The organism is Micromonospora sp. NPDC000089 (assembly GCF_042899365.1).
GTDB lineage: Bacteria > Actinomycetota > Actinomycetes > Mycobacteriales > Micromonosporaceae > Micromonospora.
The window spans coordinates 17,191-33,066 of sequence record NZ_JBIAZT010000010.1 but is presented as its reverse complement, the minus strand read 5'-3'; the positions used below and the strand labels follow the sequence as shown (position 1 = coordinate 33,066).

At 75.8% G+C, this 15,876-nt stretch carries 8 protein-coding genes and 2 pseudogenes; 7 read left to right on the top strand and 3 right to left on the bottom strand.

Translation table 11 applies throughout. The features are described from left to right. Window positions 1–3: 3 nt before the first annotated feature. On the bottom strand, window positions 4–561 hold the full coding sequence (locus tag ACFY3U_RS19095) for a sugar O-acetyltransferase (RefSeq protein WP_387203114.1): 558 nt from the start codon (window positions 559–561) through the stop codon (window positions 4–6). A gap of 110 nt (window positions 562–671) precedes the next feature. Between ACFY3U_RS19095 and ACFY3U_RS19090 the strand changes: the two genes are divergently transcribed. Further along, on the top strand, window positions 672–4,070 hold the full coding sequence (locus ACFY3U_RS19090; protein WP_387203111.1) for a S8 family serine peptidase: 3,399 nt from the start codon (window positions 672–674) through the stop codon (window positions 4,068–4,070). A 112-nt stretch (window positions 4,071–4,182) separates the two neighbouring features. On the opposite strand, the gene dapD is transcribed toward ACFY3U_RS19090, so the two are convergent. Then, a complete protein-coding gene (gene dapD, locus ACFY3U_RS19085) occupies window positions 4,183–5,139 on the bottom strand; it encodes a 2,3,4,5-tetrahydropyridine-2,6-dicarboxylate N-succinyltransferase (RefSeq protein WP_387203108.1) in 957 nt (318 codons plus the stop codon). Window positions 5,140–5,222: 83 nt separating this feature from the next. Here dapD and dapE point away from each other — a divergent pair, with 83 nt between their 5' ends. Further along, window positions 5,223–6,299, top strand: a complete 1,077-nt coding sequence (gene dapE / locus ACFY3U_RS19080) for a succinyl-diaminopimelate desuccinylase (protein ID WP_387203105.1) — start codon at window positions 5,223–5,225, stop codon at window positions 6,297–6,299. Window positions 6,300–6,441: 142 nt separating this feature from the next. Here dapE and ACFY3U_RS19075 read toward each other — a convergent pair whose 3' ends face one another. Beyond that, window positions 6,442–6,603: a hypothetical protein gene (locus ACFY3U_RS19075; protein ID WP_387203102.1), complete on the bottom strand. Its 162-nt coding sequence runs from the start codon at window positions 6,601–6,603 to the stop codon at window positions 6,442–6,444. A 156-nt stretch (window positions 6,604–6,759) separates the two neighbouring features. Between ACFY3U_RS19075 and ACFY3U_RS19070 the strand changes: the two genes are divergently transcribed. The 5 genes and pseudogenes from ACFY3U_RS19070 to ACFY3U_RS19050 form a co-directional block, all read left to right on the top strand. After that, entirely contained in the window at window positions 6,760–7,644 is an 885-nt protein-coding gene (locus ACFY3U_RS19070) for a TIGR00730 family Rossman fold protein (RefSeq protein ID WP_387203099.1), read from the top strand. A gap of 4 nt (window positions 7,645–7,648) precedes the next feature. Further along, complete coding sequence (locus ACFY3U_RS19065) at window positions 7,649–8,194, top strand: TIGR00730 family Rossman fold protein (protein WP_387203096.1); 546 nt, start codon at window positions 7,649–7,651, stop codon at window positions 8,192–8,194. 604 nt (window positions 8,195–8,798) lie between these two features. Beyond that, window positions 8,799–12,353, top strand: a complete 3,555-nt coding sequence (locus tag ACFY3U_RS19060) for an ATP-dependent helicase (RefSeq protein WP_387203093.1) — start codon at window positions 8,799–8,801, stop codon at window positions 12,351–12,353. Next, window positions 12,350–14,975, top strand: a pseudogene (locus ACFY3U_RS19055) (ATP-dependent helicase); the annotation flags it as partial. The gene ACFY3U_RS19060 and the pseudogene ACFY3U_RS19055, both read left to right, overlap by 4 nt. 179 nt (window positions 14,976–15,154) lie before the next feature. Then, a pseudogene (locus ACFY3U_RS19050) lies at window positions 15,155–15,865 on the top strand (RecB family exonuclease); the annotation flags it as partial. Between the last annotated feature and the right edge of the window lie 11 nt (window positions 15,866–15,876).

The window sequence follows — 15,876 nt, the reverse complement described above, 5'->3', positions numbered from 1 at the left end:
CGGCTATTCGACCGAGCGCACCGGGCGGGCCGGGTTGCCGACCGCGACCACGTTGGCCGGCAGGTCCCGGGTCACCACCGCGCCGGCCCCGACCACCGTGTTCTCCCCGACGGTGACCCCGGCGAGCACGATCGCGCCGCCGCCCAGCCAGGCGTTGTCACCGATCGTGATGGGCTGCGCCGCCTCCCACTTGTCCCGCCGTGGCCCCGGCTCGACCGGATGGGTCGGGGTGAGCAGCTGGACGTTCGGTCCGATCTGGACGTCCGCGCCGATGGTGATCCGGGCGACGTCCAGGAAGACCGCGTGGTAGTTCACGAAGCTGCGCGGGCCGATGTGGATCTGCCAGCCGTAGTCGCAGTAGAGCGGCGGGCGGACGAAGGTGTCCTCGCCGAGCGAGCCGAGCAGGTCGCGCAGCGCGGCGAGCTGACCCCCGAGGTCGGCTGCGGAGCTGGAGTTGAAGCGCTCCATCAGCAGCGCGGCCCGGGTGCGGTCCGCGATGGTCTCCGGCTCGTCGGCGCGGTAGAGCTCGCCGGCCAGCATTCGTTCCCGCATGGACGTCACCGGTCGATCATGCCCGATCGGCGCCGCGGAACGTAGTGGGTCCGTCATCTTCCGTACTTCACTTTGCATACCCGGTATGCAATTCTGGGTTGTCAATGCGACTCCCGTTAATGAAGACGCTCGACGAGGAGGATTCGTTGCAAGCACACCGCAGAATCACCGCGCTCGGCCTCGTGCTGGGGCTGGCGCTCGGCGCACCCGGCACCGCCCTCGGCGCACCCGCTCGGGCGGCCGGCGCCGCGCCGGCCGTCGTACCGCCGACCGCCGCGCCCGCCGCGGGCCGGCCGGCGGCCGCCCCGCCGACCACGGTCACCCTGATCACCGGCGACCGGGTCACCCTGACCGGGACCGGCACCGGCGCCGGCACCGGCGCGGCCGTCCGTCCCGGTCCCGGCCGGGAGAAGATCCGCTTCCTGGTACGCCGGGAACGCGGCCACCTGTCCGTGCTGCCCACCGACGCGGTGCCGCTGGTCCGCTCCGGCCGGGTCGACCGGCGACTGTTCGACGTCACCGGCCTGGTCGCCGCCCGCTACGACGACGCCCACCGGGACACGGTGCCGCTGCTGGTGGCGTACGCCCCGGGGGCGGCCCGGCGAGCGGCGGCCGCGCTGCCCGGCACCCGGGTGACCCGCGACCTGCCGGCCATCGGCGGCGCCGCGCTGACCGCCGGGAAGGCGTCCGCCGGCGCGGTCTGGACGGCGCTCGGCGGCGGTGCCGCCGGGGCCCGGCTCGACGCGGCGGGGGGCGTCGAGCGGATCTGGCTGGACGGCCGGCGCGCGGTCACCCTCGACCACAGCGTGCCGCAGATCGGCGCTCCCGCCGCCTGGGCGGCCGGCTGGACCGGCAAGGGGGTCACGGTGGCGGTGCTCGACACCGGCATCGACGCCACCCACCCGGACCTGGCCGGCCGGGTGGCCCGGGAGCGCAACTTCACCGAGGCGCCGGACGGCCGGGACACCGTCGGCCACGGCACCCACGTGGCCTCGACCATCGCCGGCAGCGGCGCCGCCTCCGGCGGCCGCTACCGGGGCGTGGCGCCCGACGCGACGCTGCTGGACGGCAAGGTCTGCGAGGACTTCGGCTGCACCGACTCGGCCATCCTGGCCGGCATGCAGTGGGCCGCCGTCGACCAGCGCGCCACGGTGGTCAACATGAGCCTCAGCGGCCCGGACACCCCCGACGTCGACCCGCTGGAGCTGGCGGTGCAGACGCTCACCGCGCAGACCGGCACGCTCTTCGTCACCGCCGCCGGCAACGACGGCGCGGACGGCACGGTCGGCTCACCGGCCAGCGCCGACGCCGCGCTCGCCGTCGGCGCGGTGGACCGCGACGACAACCTGGCCGACTTCTCCAGCCGCGGCCCCCGGGTCGGCGACGACGGCCTGAAGCCCGACATCACCGCCCCCGGCGTGGACATCGTCGCGGCCCGCTCCGCCGACGGTCAGATCGGCGACCCGGTGGGGGAGCGCTACGTCGCCCTCTCCGGCACCTCGATGGCCACCCCGCACGTGGTCGGCTCGGCGGCGCTGCTCGCCCAGGAGCACCCCGGCTGGAAGGCCGGGCAGCTCAAAGCGACGCTGATGGCCGCCGCGAAGCCGCACCCGGCGCAGACCGCGTACCAGCAGGGCGCCGGCCGGGTGGACGTGGCCCGGGCGATCGGCCAGCAGCTGACCAGCGAGCCGGCGAGCGTCTCCTTCGGGCGGGCGCTCTGGCCGCACGGCGACGACGCGCCGATCACCCGCACCGTCCGCTGGCACAACGCCGGCACCGCCCCGGTCACCGTCGCGCTCACCCTGGAGGTCACCGGCCCGGGCGGTAAGGCCGCGCCCGCCGGCATGTTCACCCTCGGCGCGACCCGGCTCACCGTGCCGGCCGGCGGTACCGCGGCGACGACCGTCACCGCGAACACCCGGCTCGGCGTCGACGGCTACTGGACCGGGCGGGTCGTCGCCCGGGCCGGCGCGGCGGTCGCGGTCACCCCGTTGGCCGTGCACCGGGAGGTGGAGAGTTACAACCTCACCCTGACCCACCTGGGTCGCGACGGCCGGCCGTTCGCCGACTACGCCACCACGCTGATCGGGCTGGACGCGTTCCTGTTGCGGGACGTGTTCGAGGCCGACGGCGTCGTCCAGGTCCGGGTGCCCAAGGGCCGGTACGGCGTGAACAGCGTCTTCTTCGAGAGCGCTCCCGGCGGCGGGCCGGGCGGGCTGGCCCAGCTGGCTCAGCCCGAGCTGGTGGTCGACCACGACCAGCGGCTCACCATCGACCTGCGCCGGGCCAAGCCGTTCCGGATGACCGTCCCGCAGGCCGACGCCCGGGTCGCGCTGGCGGTCACCGGCGCGGAGTTCACCACCGACGACGGCGGGCTGTTCGGGTTCGGGCTGCTCAGCTTCGGGTCCTTCGGCGGCCTGGCCACCGGGCAGCTCGGCCACCCGGTGCCCGGCACCCGGTTCCGCTCCACCTTCACCAGCCAGTGGGCGGATCTCGAGGCCGCCAGCAGCCCCTACCTGTACACCCTGAGCGAGCAGGTGCTCGGCCGGCTGCCCAGCGGATTCGTGCGGAGTTACCGGCGCGGCGACCTGGCGACCGTGGTGCAGCGGTTCCGGGGCGGCTATCCCGGCCTCTCCGCCACGCGGTCGGTCTGGTCCGACAACGACGGCTGGTCGATCGTGCTGCCCACCGAGGTGCCCGGCCGCCGGGTCGAGCACCGCAACGCCGGGGTGCGGTGGGGCTCCGAGCTGCTGTTCGGGGTGCCGGACCCGGACGGTTGGCTGGACGGCCGGGCGGTGCTGGACTCACCGCAGCGCGCCTATCGGGCCGGCACGGTCGGGGAGGACACCTGGAACGCCGCGCCGTACGGGCCGTCCTTCCCGCAGCCGGAGTGGCCCGAGCAGAGCGTCACCCGGGCCGGCGACACGGTCACGGTCGGCGTGCCGATGTTCGGCGACGCCGCCGGGCACCCCGGCGGCTCGATCACCGACCGGGCCCGCACGACGCTGCGCCGCGGCGGCAAGCTGGTCGGCGAGACCGACACCCCCGGGTACGGCGAGTTCGCCGTGCCGCCCGCCGCCGGCGACTACACGCTCACCGCCTCAGCGACCCGGAGCTTCACCGACCTGAGCACCGAGGTCGAGTCGCGCTGGACGTTCCGCTCCGGCCACGTGTCGGGGGCGACCCCGGCCCGGCTGCCGCTGTCGGCGATCGGCTTCACCCCGCCGCTGCGGGTGGACAACACTGCCCCGGCGGGCCGGGTCTTCGCCGTGCCGGTGCAGGTACGCCGGCAGCCCGGCGCACCCGCCGCCACGGTCCGCCGGCTCACCGTCGACGCCTCGTACGACGGCGGCCGGACCTGGCACCCGGCGGGCGTGGTCCGGCTGGGCGGCCGGGGCTGGGCGGCCGTGCTGCGCCATCCGGCCGGCACCGGGTACGCGTCCCTGCGGGCCACCGCCTGGCTGTCGGACGGCGGCACGACCAGCACCCGGATCATCCAGGCGTACCGCCTGCGGTGAGCCGTACCCCCGGGTCCGCGGCGGGTGCCGCGGACCCGGCGGGGCCGGTCGGTGTCGACTGGCGTTCGCGACCGCGGAGCCCGCAGACCCGGCCCACTCCTCGCGGTGAACGTCAGTTGGCGTGCAGCGCCGCGTTCAGCTCGATGCCCTTACCGGTACGTTGCTTTGCCTCCAGCGCCCCGGTGACCGAGTTGCGCCAGAACAGCAGCCCGTCGACGCCGGACAGCTCGCGGGCCTTGACCACCCGGCCGTCCGGCAGGGTGATCTTTGACGCGGCGGTGACGTAGCAGCCCGCCTCGACCACGCAGTCGTCGCCGAGCGAGATGCCGACCCCGGCGTTCGCGCCGATCAGGCTCCGCTCACCGATGCGGACCCGGTCGGTGCCGCCGCCGGAGAGGGTGCCCATGATCGAAGCGCCACCGCCGATGTCGGAGCCGTCCCCGACCACCACACCCTGCACGATCCGGCCCTCCACCATCGAGGTGCCCAGCGTGCCGGCGTTGAAGTTGACGAAGCCCTCGTGCATCACGGTGGTGCCGGCGGCCAGGTGCGCGCCGAGCCGGACCCGGTCCGCGTCGGCGATCCGCACCCCGGCGGGCACCACGTAGTCGGTCATCCGGGGGAACTTGTCCACCCCGTAGACGGCCAGGTGGCGGCCGGCGGCCCGCTCGATCACCCGCAGCTCGTCCACCCGCTCCGGCGGGCACGGGCCGGCCGAGGTCCAGGCCACGTTGGCCAGCTTGCCGAAGATGCCGTCCAGGTTGAGCTCGTTGGGCCGCACCAGGCGGTGGGAGAGCAGGTGCAACCGCAGGTACGCGTCGGCGGCGTCCTTGATCGGGTCGTCCAGCGAGCCGATCACGGTGACCACCTCGACGGTACGCAGCCCGGGCAGCGCCCGCTCGCCGATCGCGCCGGGCGGCAGGTCCAGCACGTCCGCCTGATCCTCGCCGGCGACCAGCGGCAACTCGCCCAGCCCCAGCTTGCCGGTCGGGTACCAGGTGTCCAGCACCTGGTCGTCGCCGGTGACGGTGGCCAGGCCGATGCCCCAGGCGGATGGTGCGGACGTCACGGTTTCACCTTTCGTTCTGCGCGGCCGGTGGGCCGGGAGGCTCACCCCGCGCACCCACCGGAAATGACGGTACCGTGCCAACCATGCAGAACCCGCTGACCCCCGAGGTACTGGCAGACCCGGTGGCGCTCACCCGCGCCCTGGTCGACATGGAGTCCGTCTCCCTCAACGAGAAGGCGATCGCGGACTGTGTGGAGGACGTGCTGCGGGGCGTACCGCACCTGACCACCTACCGGCACGGCAACACCGTGATGGCGCGTACCGACCTCGGCCGTGACCAGCGGGTGGTGCTCGCCGGCCATCTGGACACCGTGCCGCTCAACGACAACTTCCCGTCGACCATGCGCGGCGACCTGATGTACGGCTGCGGCACCTCCGACATGAAGTCCGGGGTGGCGTTCGCGCTGCACCTGGCGGTCACCCTGCCCGACCCGCGCTTCGACGTGACGTACTTCTTCTACGAGGCGGAGGAGATCGAGTCGAAGTACAACGGCCTCACCCTGGTCGCCGAGGCGCACCCGGAGTGGCTGCAGGCCGACTTCGCCGTGCTGCTGGAGCCGACGTACGGGATCGTCGAGGCCGGCTGCCAGGGCACCATGCGGGCGGTCCTCACCACGCACGGCGAGCGGGCGCACGCCGCGCGCTCCTGGCACGGGGTGAACGCCATCCACGGCGCCGGCGAAGTCCTGCGCCGGCTCAACGAGTACCAGGCCCGCCGGGTCACCATCGAGGGCTGCGACTACCGCGAGGGGCTGAACGCCGTCCGGATCAACGGCGGGGTGGCCGGCAACGTCGTCCCCGACCACTGCGAGATCGAGCTCAACTACCGGTACGCCCCGGACCGCGACCCGGCCGCCGCCGAGGCGCACCTGCGCGAGGTGTTCGAGGGCTACGACCTGAGGGTGACCGACGCGGCGGCCGGCGCCGCGCCCGGGCTGGAGTCGCCGGCTGCGCAGGAGTTCCTGGCCGCCGTGGGCGCCGCGCCGATCGGCAAGCTGGGCTGGACGGACGTGGCCCGGTTCGCCGCGATGGGCATCCCGGCGCTGAACTTCGGCCCGGGCGACCCGAACCTCGCCCACCACAAGGACGAGCACGTCGAGCTGACGAAGATCCGCGACGGCGCCGCGACGCTGCACCGCTGGCTCTCCCCGCACGCCTGACGCCCACCCTGCGGGGTGCCGCGACGTCCGCCGTTGCCGGAGCGTCCATGACGACGACGTCCGCCCTTCCCGGAGGGAGAGCTCCGGGAGGGCGGACGTCGGGTGCCGGCCGGCGGGGCGTGCCCGGGCGGCCGGAAGTCGCTCAGACGGTGGTCAGCAGGGCGGTGTCGTCGGGCTCGGTGGGGTCGGTGGCGGCCGCCGCCGGGGACTCGAGTTGGCGGGCGCGGCGGCGCTCGGCCACCACGTCCCTGATCCGTCGCTGCATCTGGCGGCGGATCCGCATCCGCTCGTTGTTGTTGATCACGCTTGCTCCTCCCCCGAAGGCGCGCGCCCGGGCCATACCCGGTATGTGAATAGTAGGACGTGTGGGCGACACATTTAGTTGCCCAAGATCGGAACTTTTCTTGCCGGGACGTCGGCCAGGTCACTCCCGGGGTGCCGCTCCACTACGGTTGCTCCCATGACCGACAGCAACGGGCGGCGACGGGGCCGCGACCCGGAGCGGCACCGCGGCGCGGTCACCCTGCGCCGTGGCTCGATCCCCACCAGCACCGCCGACCAGCGGCTGCTGGACTCCCGCGGGCGCGGCGACTGGAAGACCAAGGACGCCTGGCGGGCGCTGCGGATCCTCTCCGAGTTCGTCGAGGGCTTCGACACCCTGGCCGACCTGCCGCCGGCGGTCAGCGTCTTCGGCTCCGCCCGCAGCGCGCCGGGCAGCCCGGAGTGCCGCACGGCCGAGGAGCTCGGCGGGGCGCTGGCCCGGGCCGGGTACGCGGTCATCACCGGCGGCGGCCCGGGCGTGATGGAGGCGGCCAATCGGGGGGCCAGCGAGGCCGGCGGGCTCTCCGTGGGGCTGGGCATCGAGCTCCCCTTCGAGCAGGGCCTGAACGACTGGGTCGACCTCGCCATCGACTTCCGCTACTTCTTCGCCCGCAAGACCATGTTCGTCAAGTACGCCCAGGCGTTCGTGGTGCTGCCCGGCGGTTTCGGCACGATGGACGAGCTGTTCGAGGCGCTCACCCTGGTGCAGACCGGCAAGGTGACCCGGTTCCCGGTGGTGCTGATGGGCACCGCGTACTGGCGGGGGCTGCTGGACTGGCTGCGCGACACGATGGCCGCCGACGGCAAGATCGGGCCGGTCGACCTGGAGCTGATCCGGGTCACGGACGACGTGCAGGACGCCGTGCGGCACATCGTCGAGGCCGAGGCCGCCCTCTCCGCCGAGCAGGAGGCGATCCGCGAGGAGGCCGTCGCCCGGACCGCCGCCGACCGCCAGGCCGCGGCGCGGCAGGCCGACGACGACGTTGCCAGGTCGCCGGGTCGGGCCGACGACGGGGGGAGCTGAGCCGGTGGCGAACGTCTGCGTCTTCTGCGCCTCCTCGCGGACCCTCGACCGGCGCTGGCTGGAGCTGGCGACCGAGACCGGTCGCGAGCTCGCCCGCCGGGGGCACACCCTGGTCAGCGGGGGTGGCCGGGTCGGCATGATGGGCGCCGTCACCGACGGCGCGCGGGCTGCCGGCGGCCGTACCCTCGGCGTCATCCCGCAGGCCCTGGTCGACCTGGAGGTCGCCGACCTGTCCTCGGACGAGCTACTGGTCACCGACACCATGGCCGCCCGCAAGACGCTGATGATCGAGAAGTCGGACGCGTTCCTCACCCTGCCCGGCGGGCTGGGCACCCTGGACGAGCTGTTCGAGGTGTGGACCACCGCCACGCTGGCCATGCACGCCAAGCCGATGGTGCTGGTGGACGCGGACGGCTTCTACCGTCCGCTGCTCGACTGGCTGGACGACCTCGGCGAGCGGCGCTTCCTCAAGCCGGCCGGTCGCGCGCTGGTCACCGTCGTCGACTCGGTCCCGGCGGCACTCGACGCGCTGGAGTCCCGGCTCGGCTGACGGCGCTCACCCTGCTGTGGCGTCGTCCCGCCGTCGGCCGGCGGGTCGGCCGGCCGTTCCGCCGTCGGCCGGCGGGTCGGCCGGCGGATGGGTCGGCCGGCGGATGGGTCGGTCGGCGGGTGGGTCGGTCGGCGATGGCTCGGCCGGCGGGTCGTCGGCGGTGGCTCGACGCTCGATGGTCGTGGCGCCGACCCGGGCGTGTCGTCGGCGCGGATGGATCCTCTGGGGAGCGGTATGACGGTGCGTCATATTCATGACTGAGCGTCATATCGCTCTCCGCGACATCGCCTTCCTCGTCGCCCCGGCTACCGCCGTTGGGACCGGCCCACCGTGCGGCTCCCGCCGCCCCCGCCGCTCCCGCCGCTCCCGCCGCTCCCGCCGCCCCCGCCGACTGTGCCGGTTCGCCCCGCCCACTGCCCGGTTCGTGCTGCCCGCTGCGCACCGCGCGGTTCCGCGACCGCCCGCCACGGGCGTGCGGTCCGCCCGCCACCGTCCTCCACGCCCGCCCCAGCCGCGCGGTCCGCGCTTCGCCGTGCTCGCGGGGGGTGCGGTGACGGCGGGGTGGTGCGCGACGGGTGTCGTACCGGCGTGGTGGGATGAGGGGATGCAGGGGTACCGGCTGGTGCGCCGGCCGGGCGCGCCTGCCCACGGGGTCGGGCGGGCGGACGGTGGCGCCGAGGGGGAGCCGCGGTCCGGGGGGTCGGCGGGCGATGGCGCGTACCCGGTCGATCCGCGCCAGGCCGAGATCGTGGCGCACACCGACGGGCCGATGCTGGTCGTCGGCGGTCCAGGCACCGGCAAGACGCACACCCTGATCGAAGCCGCCGCCGCCCGGGTGGCCGAGGGGGTCGACCCGGAACGCGTCCTGGTGCTCACCTTCGGTCGCCGGCAGGCCACCGAGCTGCGGCACCGGATCGAGGCGCGGATCGCCGCGGACGGGCACCGGGTGCTGCGCGAGCCGCTGGTACGCACCGTCCCGGCGTACGCGTTCGGGCTGCTCCGCCGGGCCGCCGCCGAGCGCGGCGAGCCGTCCCCCCGGCTGCTCACCGGCCCCGAGCAGGATCTCATCATCCGCGAGCTGCTCGACGTGGTCGGCGAGGAGCCCGACGACGACCCGGTCGGCTGGCCGGAGGACCTGCGGCCCGCGTTGCGTACCCGGGCCTTCGCCGGCCAGCTGCGCGACCTGCTCATGCGCGCGGCCGAGCGTGGCGTCGGCCCGGTCGAGCTGGCCCGGCTCGGCGAGAAGCTGGGCCGCGCCGACTGGCCGGCCGCGGCCCGCTTCCTGCGCGAGTACGTCGCCGTGCTCGCGCTGCGCGACGTCGCCAACCGCGGTTCCATCGGGTACGACCCGGCGGAGCTGGTCCGGGCGGCCACCGGGATGCTGCTGGACGACCCGGAGCTGCTCGCCGCCGAGCGCCGTCGGCTCGCCCACGTCTACGTCGACGAGCTGGCCGACACCGACCCGGCCCAGCAGGAGTTGCTGGCGGTGATCGCCGGCGGGGGCGCCTCGCTCGTCGCCTTCGCCGACCCGGACTCCTCCACGTACGCGTTCCGGGGCGCCGATCCGAGCGTGGTGGCCACCTTCCCGCACCGGTTCCGGACGGCCTCCGGCGCGCCCGCCGCCCAGGTGGTGCTGACCACCTCGTACCGGGCCGGGGCCGAGCTGGTGGCCGCCACCGGCCGGCTGGCCCGCCGGCTGCGCGGTCCGGCGGCGCACCGGCAGCTGCGCCCGCTGCCCGGCGCGCCGCCCGGCACCGTGCAGGTGCGCACCTTCCGCTCCAGCACCAGCGAGTCCGCCTGGTTGGCCCACGCGCTGCGCGCCGCGCACCTGCTCGACGGGGTCCCCTGGTCGCGGATGGCGGTGCTGGTCCGCTCGACCCACCTGCACCTGCCTACGCTGCGCCGGGCCCTGCACACCGCCGGGGTGCCGACCGTGGTGCACGGCGAGGACCTGCCGCTGCACCTGCAGCCGGCGGTCGCGCCGCTGCTGCTCCTGCTGCGCTGCGCGCTGGAGCCGGAACGGCTGGACGAGGAGGCGGCGGTCGCCCTGCTGCACTCCCCGCTGGGCGGGGCCGATCCGCTGGCCGAGCGGCGGCTGCGCCAGGGGCTGCGGGCGCTCGCGCTGGCCGGTGGCGACCGGCGACCCTCCGGTGAGCTGATCGTCGAGGCGCTCGGCGACCCGGTCGGCCTGGCGGCGATCGACCGGCGCTGGGTCGAGCCGGCCCGGCTGGTGGCCGAGCTGCTGGACACCGCCCGACGGGCCGCCGCCGTACCCGGCGCCACGGCCGAGGACGTGCTCTGGGCGGTGTGGCGGGCCAGCGGGCTCGCCGAGCGGTGGGCCGGCGCCATCAACCGGGGCCGGGTCGCCACCGGGGAGCACGAGACCGCGCAGCGCTGGCGCGCCGAGGCCGCCGACCGGGACCTGGACGCCGTGATGGTGCTCTTCGACGCGGCCGCGCGCTTCACCGACCGGCTGCCCGGCGCGCGTACCGAGGTCTTCCTCGACCACGTCCTCGGCCAGGACCTGCCGGCGGACACCCTGGCGGCCAGCGCCGACCGGGGCGAGGCGGTCCGGCTGCTCACCGCGCACGCCGCCAAGGGCCTGGAGTGGGACCTGGTCGCCATCGCCGGCGTCCAGGAGGGCATCTGGCCCGACCTGCGGCTGCGCGGCAGCCTGCTCGGCTCGGAACGGCTGGTCGACGTGCTGGCCGGCCGGGCCGACGGCGCCGGGGTGCGGGCCGGCCTGGTTGGGCAGACCTCCGCCCTGCTCGACGAGGAGCGTCGGCTGTTCCACGTCGCGGTGACCCGGGCCCGGCACCGGCTGCTGGTCACCGCCGTCGCCTCCGCCGCGGTGGGCGGCGACGACCACGAGGAGCAACCGAGCCGCTTCCTGCACGAGCTGGGCGCCGGCGAACCACCCACGCCTCCCGGCCCGCCCTCCAAGGGTCCCGGCCCGACGGGTGGTCCTGGCCCGACGGGTGGTCCCGGCCCGGCCGTCGGTCCCGGTCCGCAGGGTGGCGCCGGCCCGGTCGAACCCGGGCCGCCGGCGTCCCGCGCGGGTGACCCGGTCGAGGGGGACGGTGACGGCGACGAGGAGTTCGACGACCCGCGGGAGCTGCCGGTCGGCCGGCCGCCGCGGGCGCTCACCCTGTCCGCGTTGGTGGCGGAGCTGCGTACCGCGGTCACCGACCCGGCGGCGCCGGTGGCCCGGCGGCGCGCGGCGGCGGGCGAGCTGGCCCGGCTGGCCGCCGCCGGCATTCCCGGCGCGCACCCGGACGACTGGTGGGGCCTGCGCGGGCTCTCCGACGACCGGCCGTTGGTCGACGAGGGCGAGCCGGTCCGGGTCACCCCGTCGGCGATGGAGAGCGCGCTGCGGTGCAGCCTGCGCTGGCTGCTGGAGCGGCACGGCGGCAGCGGCCCGGCCAGCACCGCCCAGGGGGTCGGCAACCTGGTGCACGCCGCGGCGATGCTCGCCGAGGACGCCAGCGCCGACCGGACGGCCCTGCTGGAGTACGTGGCCGCCCGGTTCGACGCGATCGAGCTGGCCGCCCGGTGGATGGTCGGCCCGGAGCGGGAGCGCGCCGAGGCCATGGTGGACAAGCTGCTGCGCTGGCTGGCCGGCAACCCGCGCCGGCTGCTCGCGATCGAGCACGAGTTCGCGGTGCGCCTGGACGACCCGAGCCGCCCGATCGAGCTGACCGGCCGGGTGGACCGGCTCGAGGTGGACGCCGAGGGCCGGCTCGTGGTGATCGACCTGAAGACCGGCAAGTCCACCGCGGTCACCGAGCGCGAGGTGGCCGAGCACCCGCAGCTCGGGGCGTACCAGGCGGCGGTCGAGGCGGGCGCGTTCGCCGACTACGGCGAGGAGTCCGGCGGGGCGGCGCTGGTGCAGCTCGGCACCGGGGCGAAGGACGCCCGGGAGCAGACCCAGGCCGCCGCCGGCCAGGGCCCCGAGGCGGGCTGGGCCACCGACCTGGTCCGGCGCACCGCCGATACGATGGCCGCCGCCACCTTCGCCGCCGTCGCCAACTCGAAGTGCCGGGTCTGCCCGGTGCGCACCAGCTGCCCGGTCTCCGGCCAGGGTCGGCAGGTCGTCGAGCCGCCGGCCACCCGCAGACCTCCAGGACGCGTGACCGTGAGCACCGAGGCGGCCGGGTGACCCAGCCGACCCTGTTCAGCACGGCCGCCCCCGCACCGCGCGCCGCCGACGCCGGGCCCCGCTACACCCCGGTCGAGCTGGCGAAGCTGCTGCGGCTGCCGGCGCCCACCCGGGAACAGGCGGCGATCATCGCGGCGCCGGTCGAGCCGCTGCTGGTGGTCGCGGGCGCCGGGTCGGGCAAGACCGAGACGATGGCCGCCCGGGTGGTCTGGCTGGTCGCCAACGCGTACGTCCGGCCGGAGCAGATCCTCGGCCTGACCTTCACCCGCAAGGCGGCCGGCGAGCTGGCGCACCGGGTGCGTACCCGGCTCGACCAACTGGTGCGGCGGCTGGGCCGGCGCGGCCGGGACCCGCTGGACACCTCGCTGACCGGCGAGCCGACCGTCTCCACCTACCACTCGTACGCCGGCCGGATCGTCACCGAGCACGGCCTGCGCGCCGGGTACGAGCCGAGCACCCGGCTGCTCACCGAGGCGTCCCGCTGGCAGCTGGTCGACCTGCTGGTGCGCAACTACGACGGGGACATGTCGTCGGTCGACCGGATGCCCAGCACCATCACCGACGCCGTGCTCGCCCTCGCCGGCGAGCTGGATGAGCACCTGGTCGACCCGGACGAGCTGGCCGCCTGGACCGGCCGGTTCTTCGCCGAGGTGCAGTCCCGCCCCGGCCGGGTCTACGCCGACGTGCGCCGGGCGCTTCAGCTGCAGCAGACCCGGCTGAAGCTGCTGCCGCTGGTCCGGGCGTACGGGCGGCGCAAGGACGACTTCGAGGCGATGGACTTCGCCGACCAGCTCGCCCGGGCGGCCCGGGTGGCCCGCGACCACCCGGCCGTCGGCGCGATCGAGCGGGACCGCTTCCGGGTGGTGCTGCTGGACGAGTACCAGGACACCAGCCACGCCCAGGTGGTGCTGCTCAACCACCTGTTCGGCGGTGGGCACCCGGTCACCGCGGTCGGCGACCCCTGCCAGTCGATCTACGGCTGGCGGGGCGCCAGCGCCGGCACGCTGGACCGGTTCCCCACCGAGTTCGCCCGCCCGGACGGCAGCCCGGCGGCGGTGCTCGGCCTCACCACCAGCTGGCGGAACCGGCCGGAGATCCTCGGCGTGGCCAACGCGCTGTCGGTGCCGCTGCGGGCCGCCGGGGCCAGCGTCCCCGAGCTGCACGCCGCGCTCAGCGTCAGGGACCCGATCCCGCACCGCAGCCCCGGTGGGCGGGCCGCCGGCACCGTGCACTGCGCGCTGCTGGAGACGTACGCCGACGAGGCCGACTGGATCGCGGACAGCGTGCTGGCCGCCTGGCGGGGCGCGGCCGGGATGCCCGGTGCGCTGCCCGAGCACATCCCGGTACCGCACCGGCCGACCACCGCGGTACTGGTGCGGCTGCGCAGCCAGATCCCGGCCATCGAGGCCGCGCTGCGCGCCCGGGGCCTGCCGGTGGAGGTGGTCGGGCTGGGCGGGCTGCTGGACACCCCCGAGGTACGCGACGTGGTCTGCACGCTGCGGGTGCTCGCCGACCCGACCGACGGGGCGGCGCTGCTACGGCTGCTCACCGGCGCCCGCTGGCGGATCGGGCCGCGCGACCTGGTGGCCCTGCACCGCCGCGCCCGGGCGCTGGCCCGGGCCCGTCGGGAGTTCACCGGGGACGACCAGCCGGAGATCGCGGTGGACGTGCTGGACGAGGCCACGCTGGTCGAGGCGCTGGCGGATCTCGGCCCGGCGCAGGCGTACTCGGCGGAAGGCTACGCCCGGCTGCGGTCGTACGGGATGGAGCTGGCGCTGCTGCGGTACCGGCTGGACCAGACCCTGCCGGAGCTGATCGCGGACGTCGAGCGGACCATCGGCCTGGACGTGGAGGTGGCCGTGCGGGCCGGCCGGGACGGCACCGGCGACGCCGGCCTGGCCCGGGGCCACCTGGACGCGCTCGGTGACGTGGCCGCCCGGTTCGGCGGCGAGACGCCCGGCGCCACGCTGGCCGGCTTCCTGGCGTTCCTGGCCGCCGCCGAGGACGAGGAGCGCGGGCTCACCCCGGGCGAGGTGGAGGTGGTGGAGGGCGCGGTGCAGGTGCTCACCGCGCACGCCGCCAAGGGCCTGGAGTGGGACGTGGTGGCGGTCGCCGGGCTGACCCGGGGCGTCTGGCCGGGGCCGGTGCGCAACTCCGACCACTGGCTGGGCGGGCTGGGGGTGCTGCCGTTCCCGCTGCGCGGGGACGCCGACGGCCTGCCGCAGCTGGACCTGACCGAGGTGACCGACCAGCGCGGGCTGGCCCGGGCGGTGGAGGACTTCACCGACGCCTGGCGGACGCACGACGAGCGGGAGGAGCGCCGGCTGGCGTACGTGGCGGTGACCCGGCCGCGGCGGCTGCTGCTCTGCTCCGGCTACTGGTGGGGGGAGGGGACCAAGCGGTTCCGCGGGCCCTCGGTGCTGCTCCGCGAGGTGCACGACGCCTGCCTGGACGGCGCCGACGGGCACCTGGTCGACGCGTGGGCGCCCGAGCCGGCCGGGGACGCGGTCAACCCGACCACCGAGGTGGTGCTGCGGGCGGAGTGGCCGGCCGACCCGCTCGGCGCCCGCCGCCCGGCGCTGACCGAGGCCGCCGCGCTGGTCCGCCGCTTCCTCGCCGACCCCGCCGCGGCCCGCCGTGAGCCGCCTGCCGATCTTGCGCCGGCCGGGCGTGAACTCTCGGCCAATCTTGACGTGGCCGGGCGTGAATCGTCGGCCAATCTTGACCTGGCCGGGCGTGAATCGTCGGCCGATGCTGACGTGGCCGGGAGGGAATCGGCGACCGCGCGGCAGGCGCCCGGTGAGGACGCCGAGGTGGCCCGGTGGCGGCGGGAGGCGGATCTGCTCCTCGCCGAGCGGGCCGAGCTGTTGCGGCAGGCCGAGGCGGTGGAGGTGGCGCTGCCCGGGCACCTGTCGGTGACCCAGCTGGTGGCGCTGCGCCGCGACCCGGAGGCGCTGGCCCGTACGCTGCGCCGGCCGATGCCGACCGAGCCGAACCCGTACGCCCGCCGGGGCACCGCCTTCCACGCCTGGCTGGAGCAGCGGTTCGGCGCCGACCGGCTGCTGGACGTGGATGAGCTGCCGGGCGCGGCCGACGCGGACGCCGCGCCCGATGAGGCGCTGGCCGAGCTCCAGGAGCGCTTCCTGGCCAGCGAGTGGGCCGACCGGGCGCCAGCCGAGGTGGAGGTGCCGTTCGCCACGGTGCTCGCCGGGGTGGTGGTCCGAGGCCGGATGGACGCGGTCTTCGCCCGCCCCGGCGGCCGGTACGACGTGGTCGACTGGAAGACCGGCCGGCGACCCGTCGGCCGGGAGGCCGAGGCGGCAGCGGTGCAGCTGGCGGTCTACCGGCTGGCCTGGGCGCAGCTGGCCGGGGTGCCGGTGGAGCGGGTCGGCGCGGCGTTTCACTACGTCCGGGACGGCGTCACGGTCCGGCCGGCGGACCTGCTCGACGACGACGGCCTCGCCGCGCTGATCGGCGGTGTGCCGCCGGCCGGCGAACCCGTTTCCGGGTAGGGGGTTGCGCG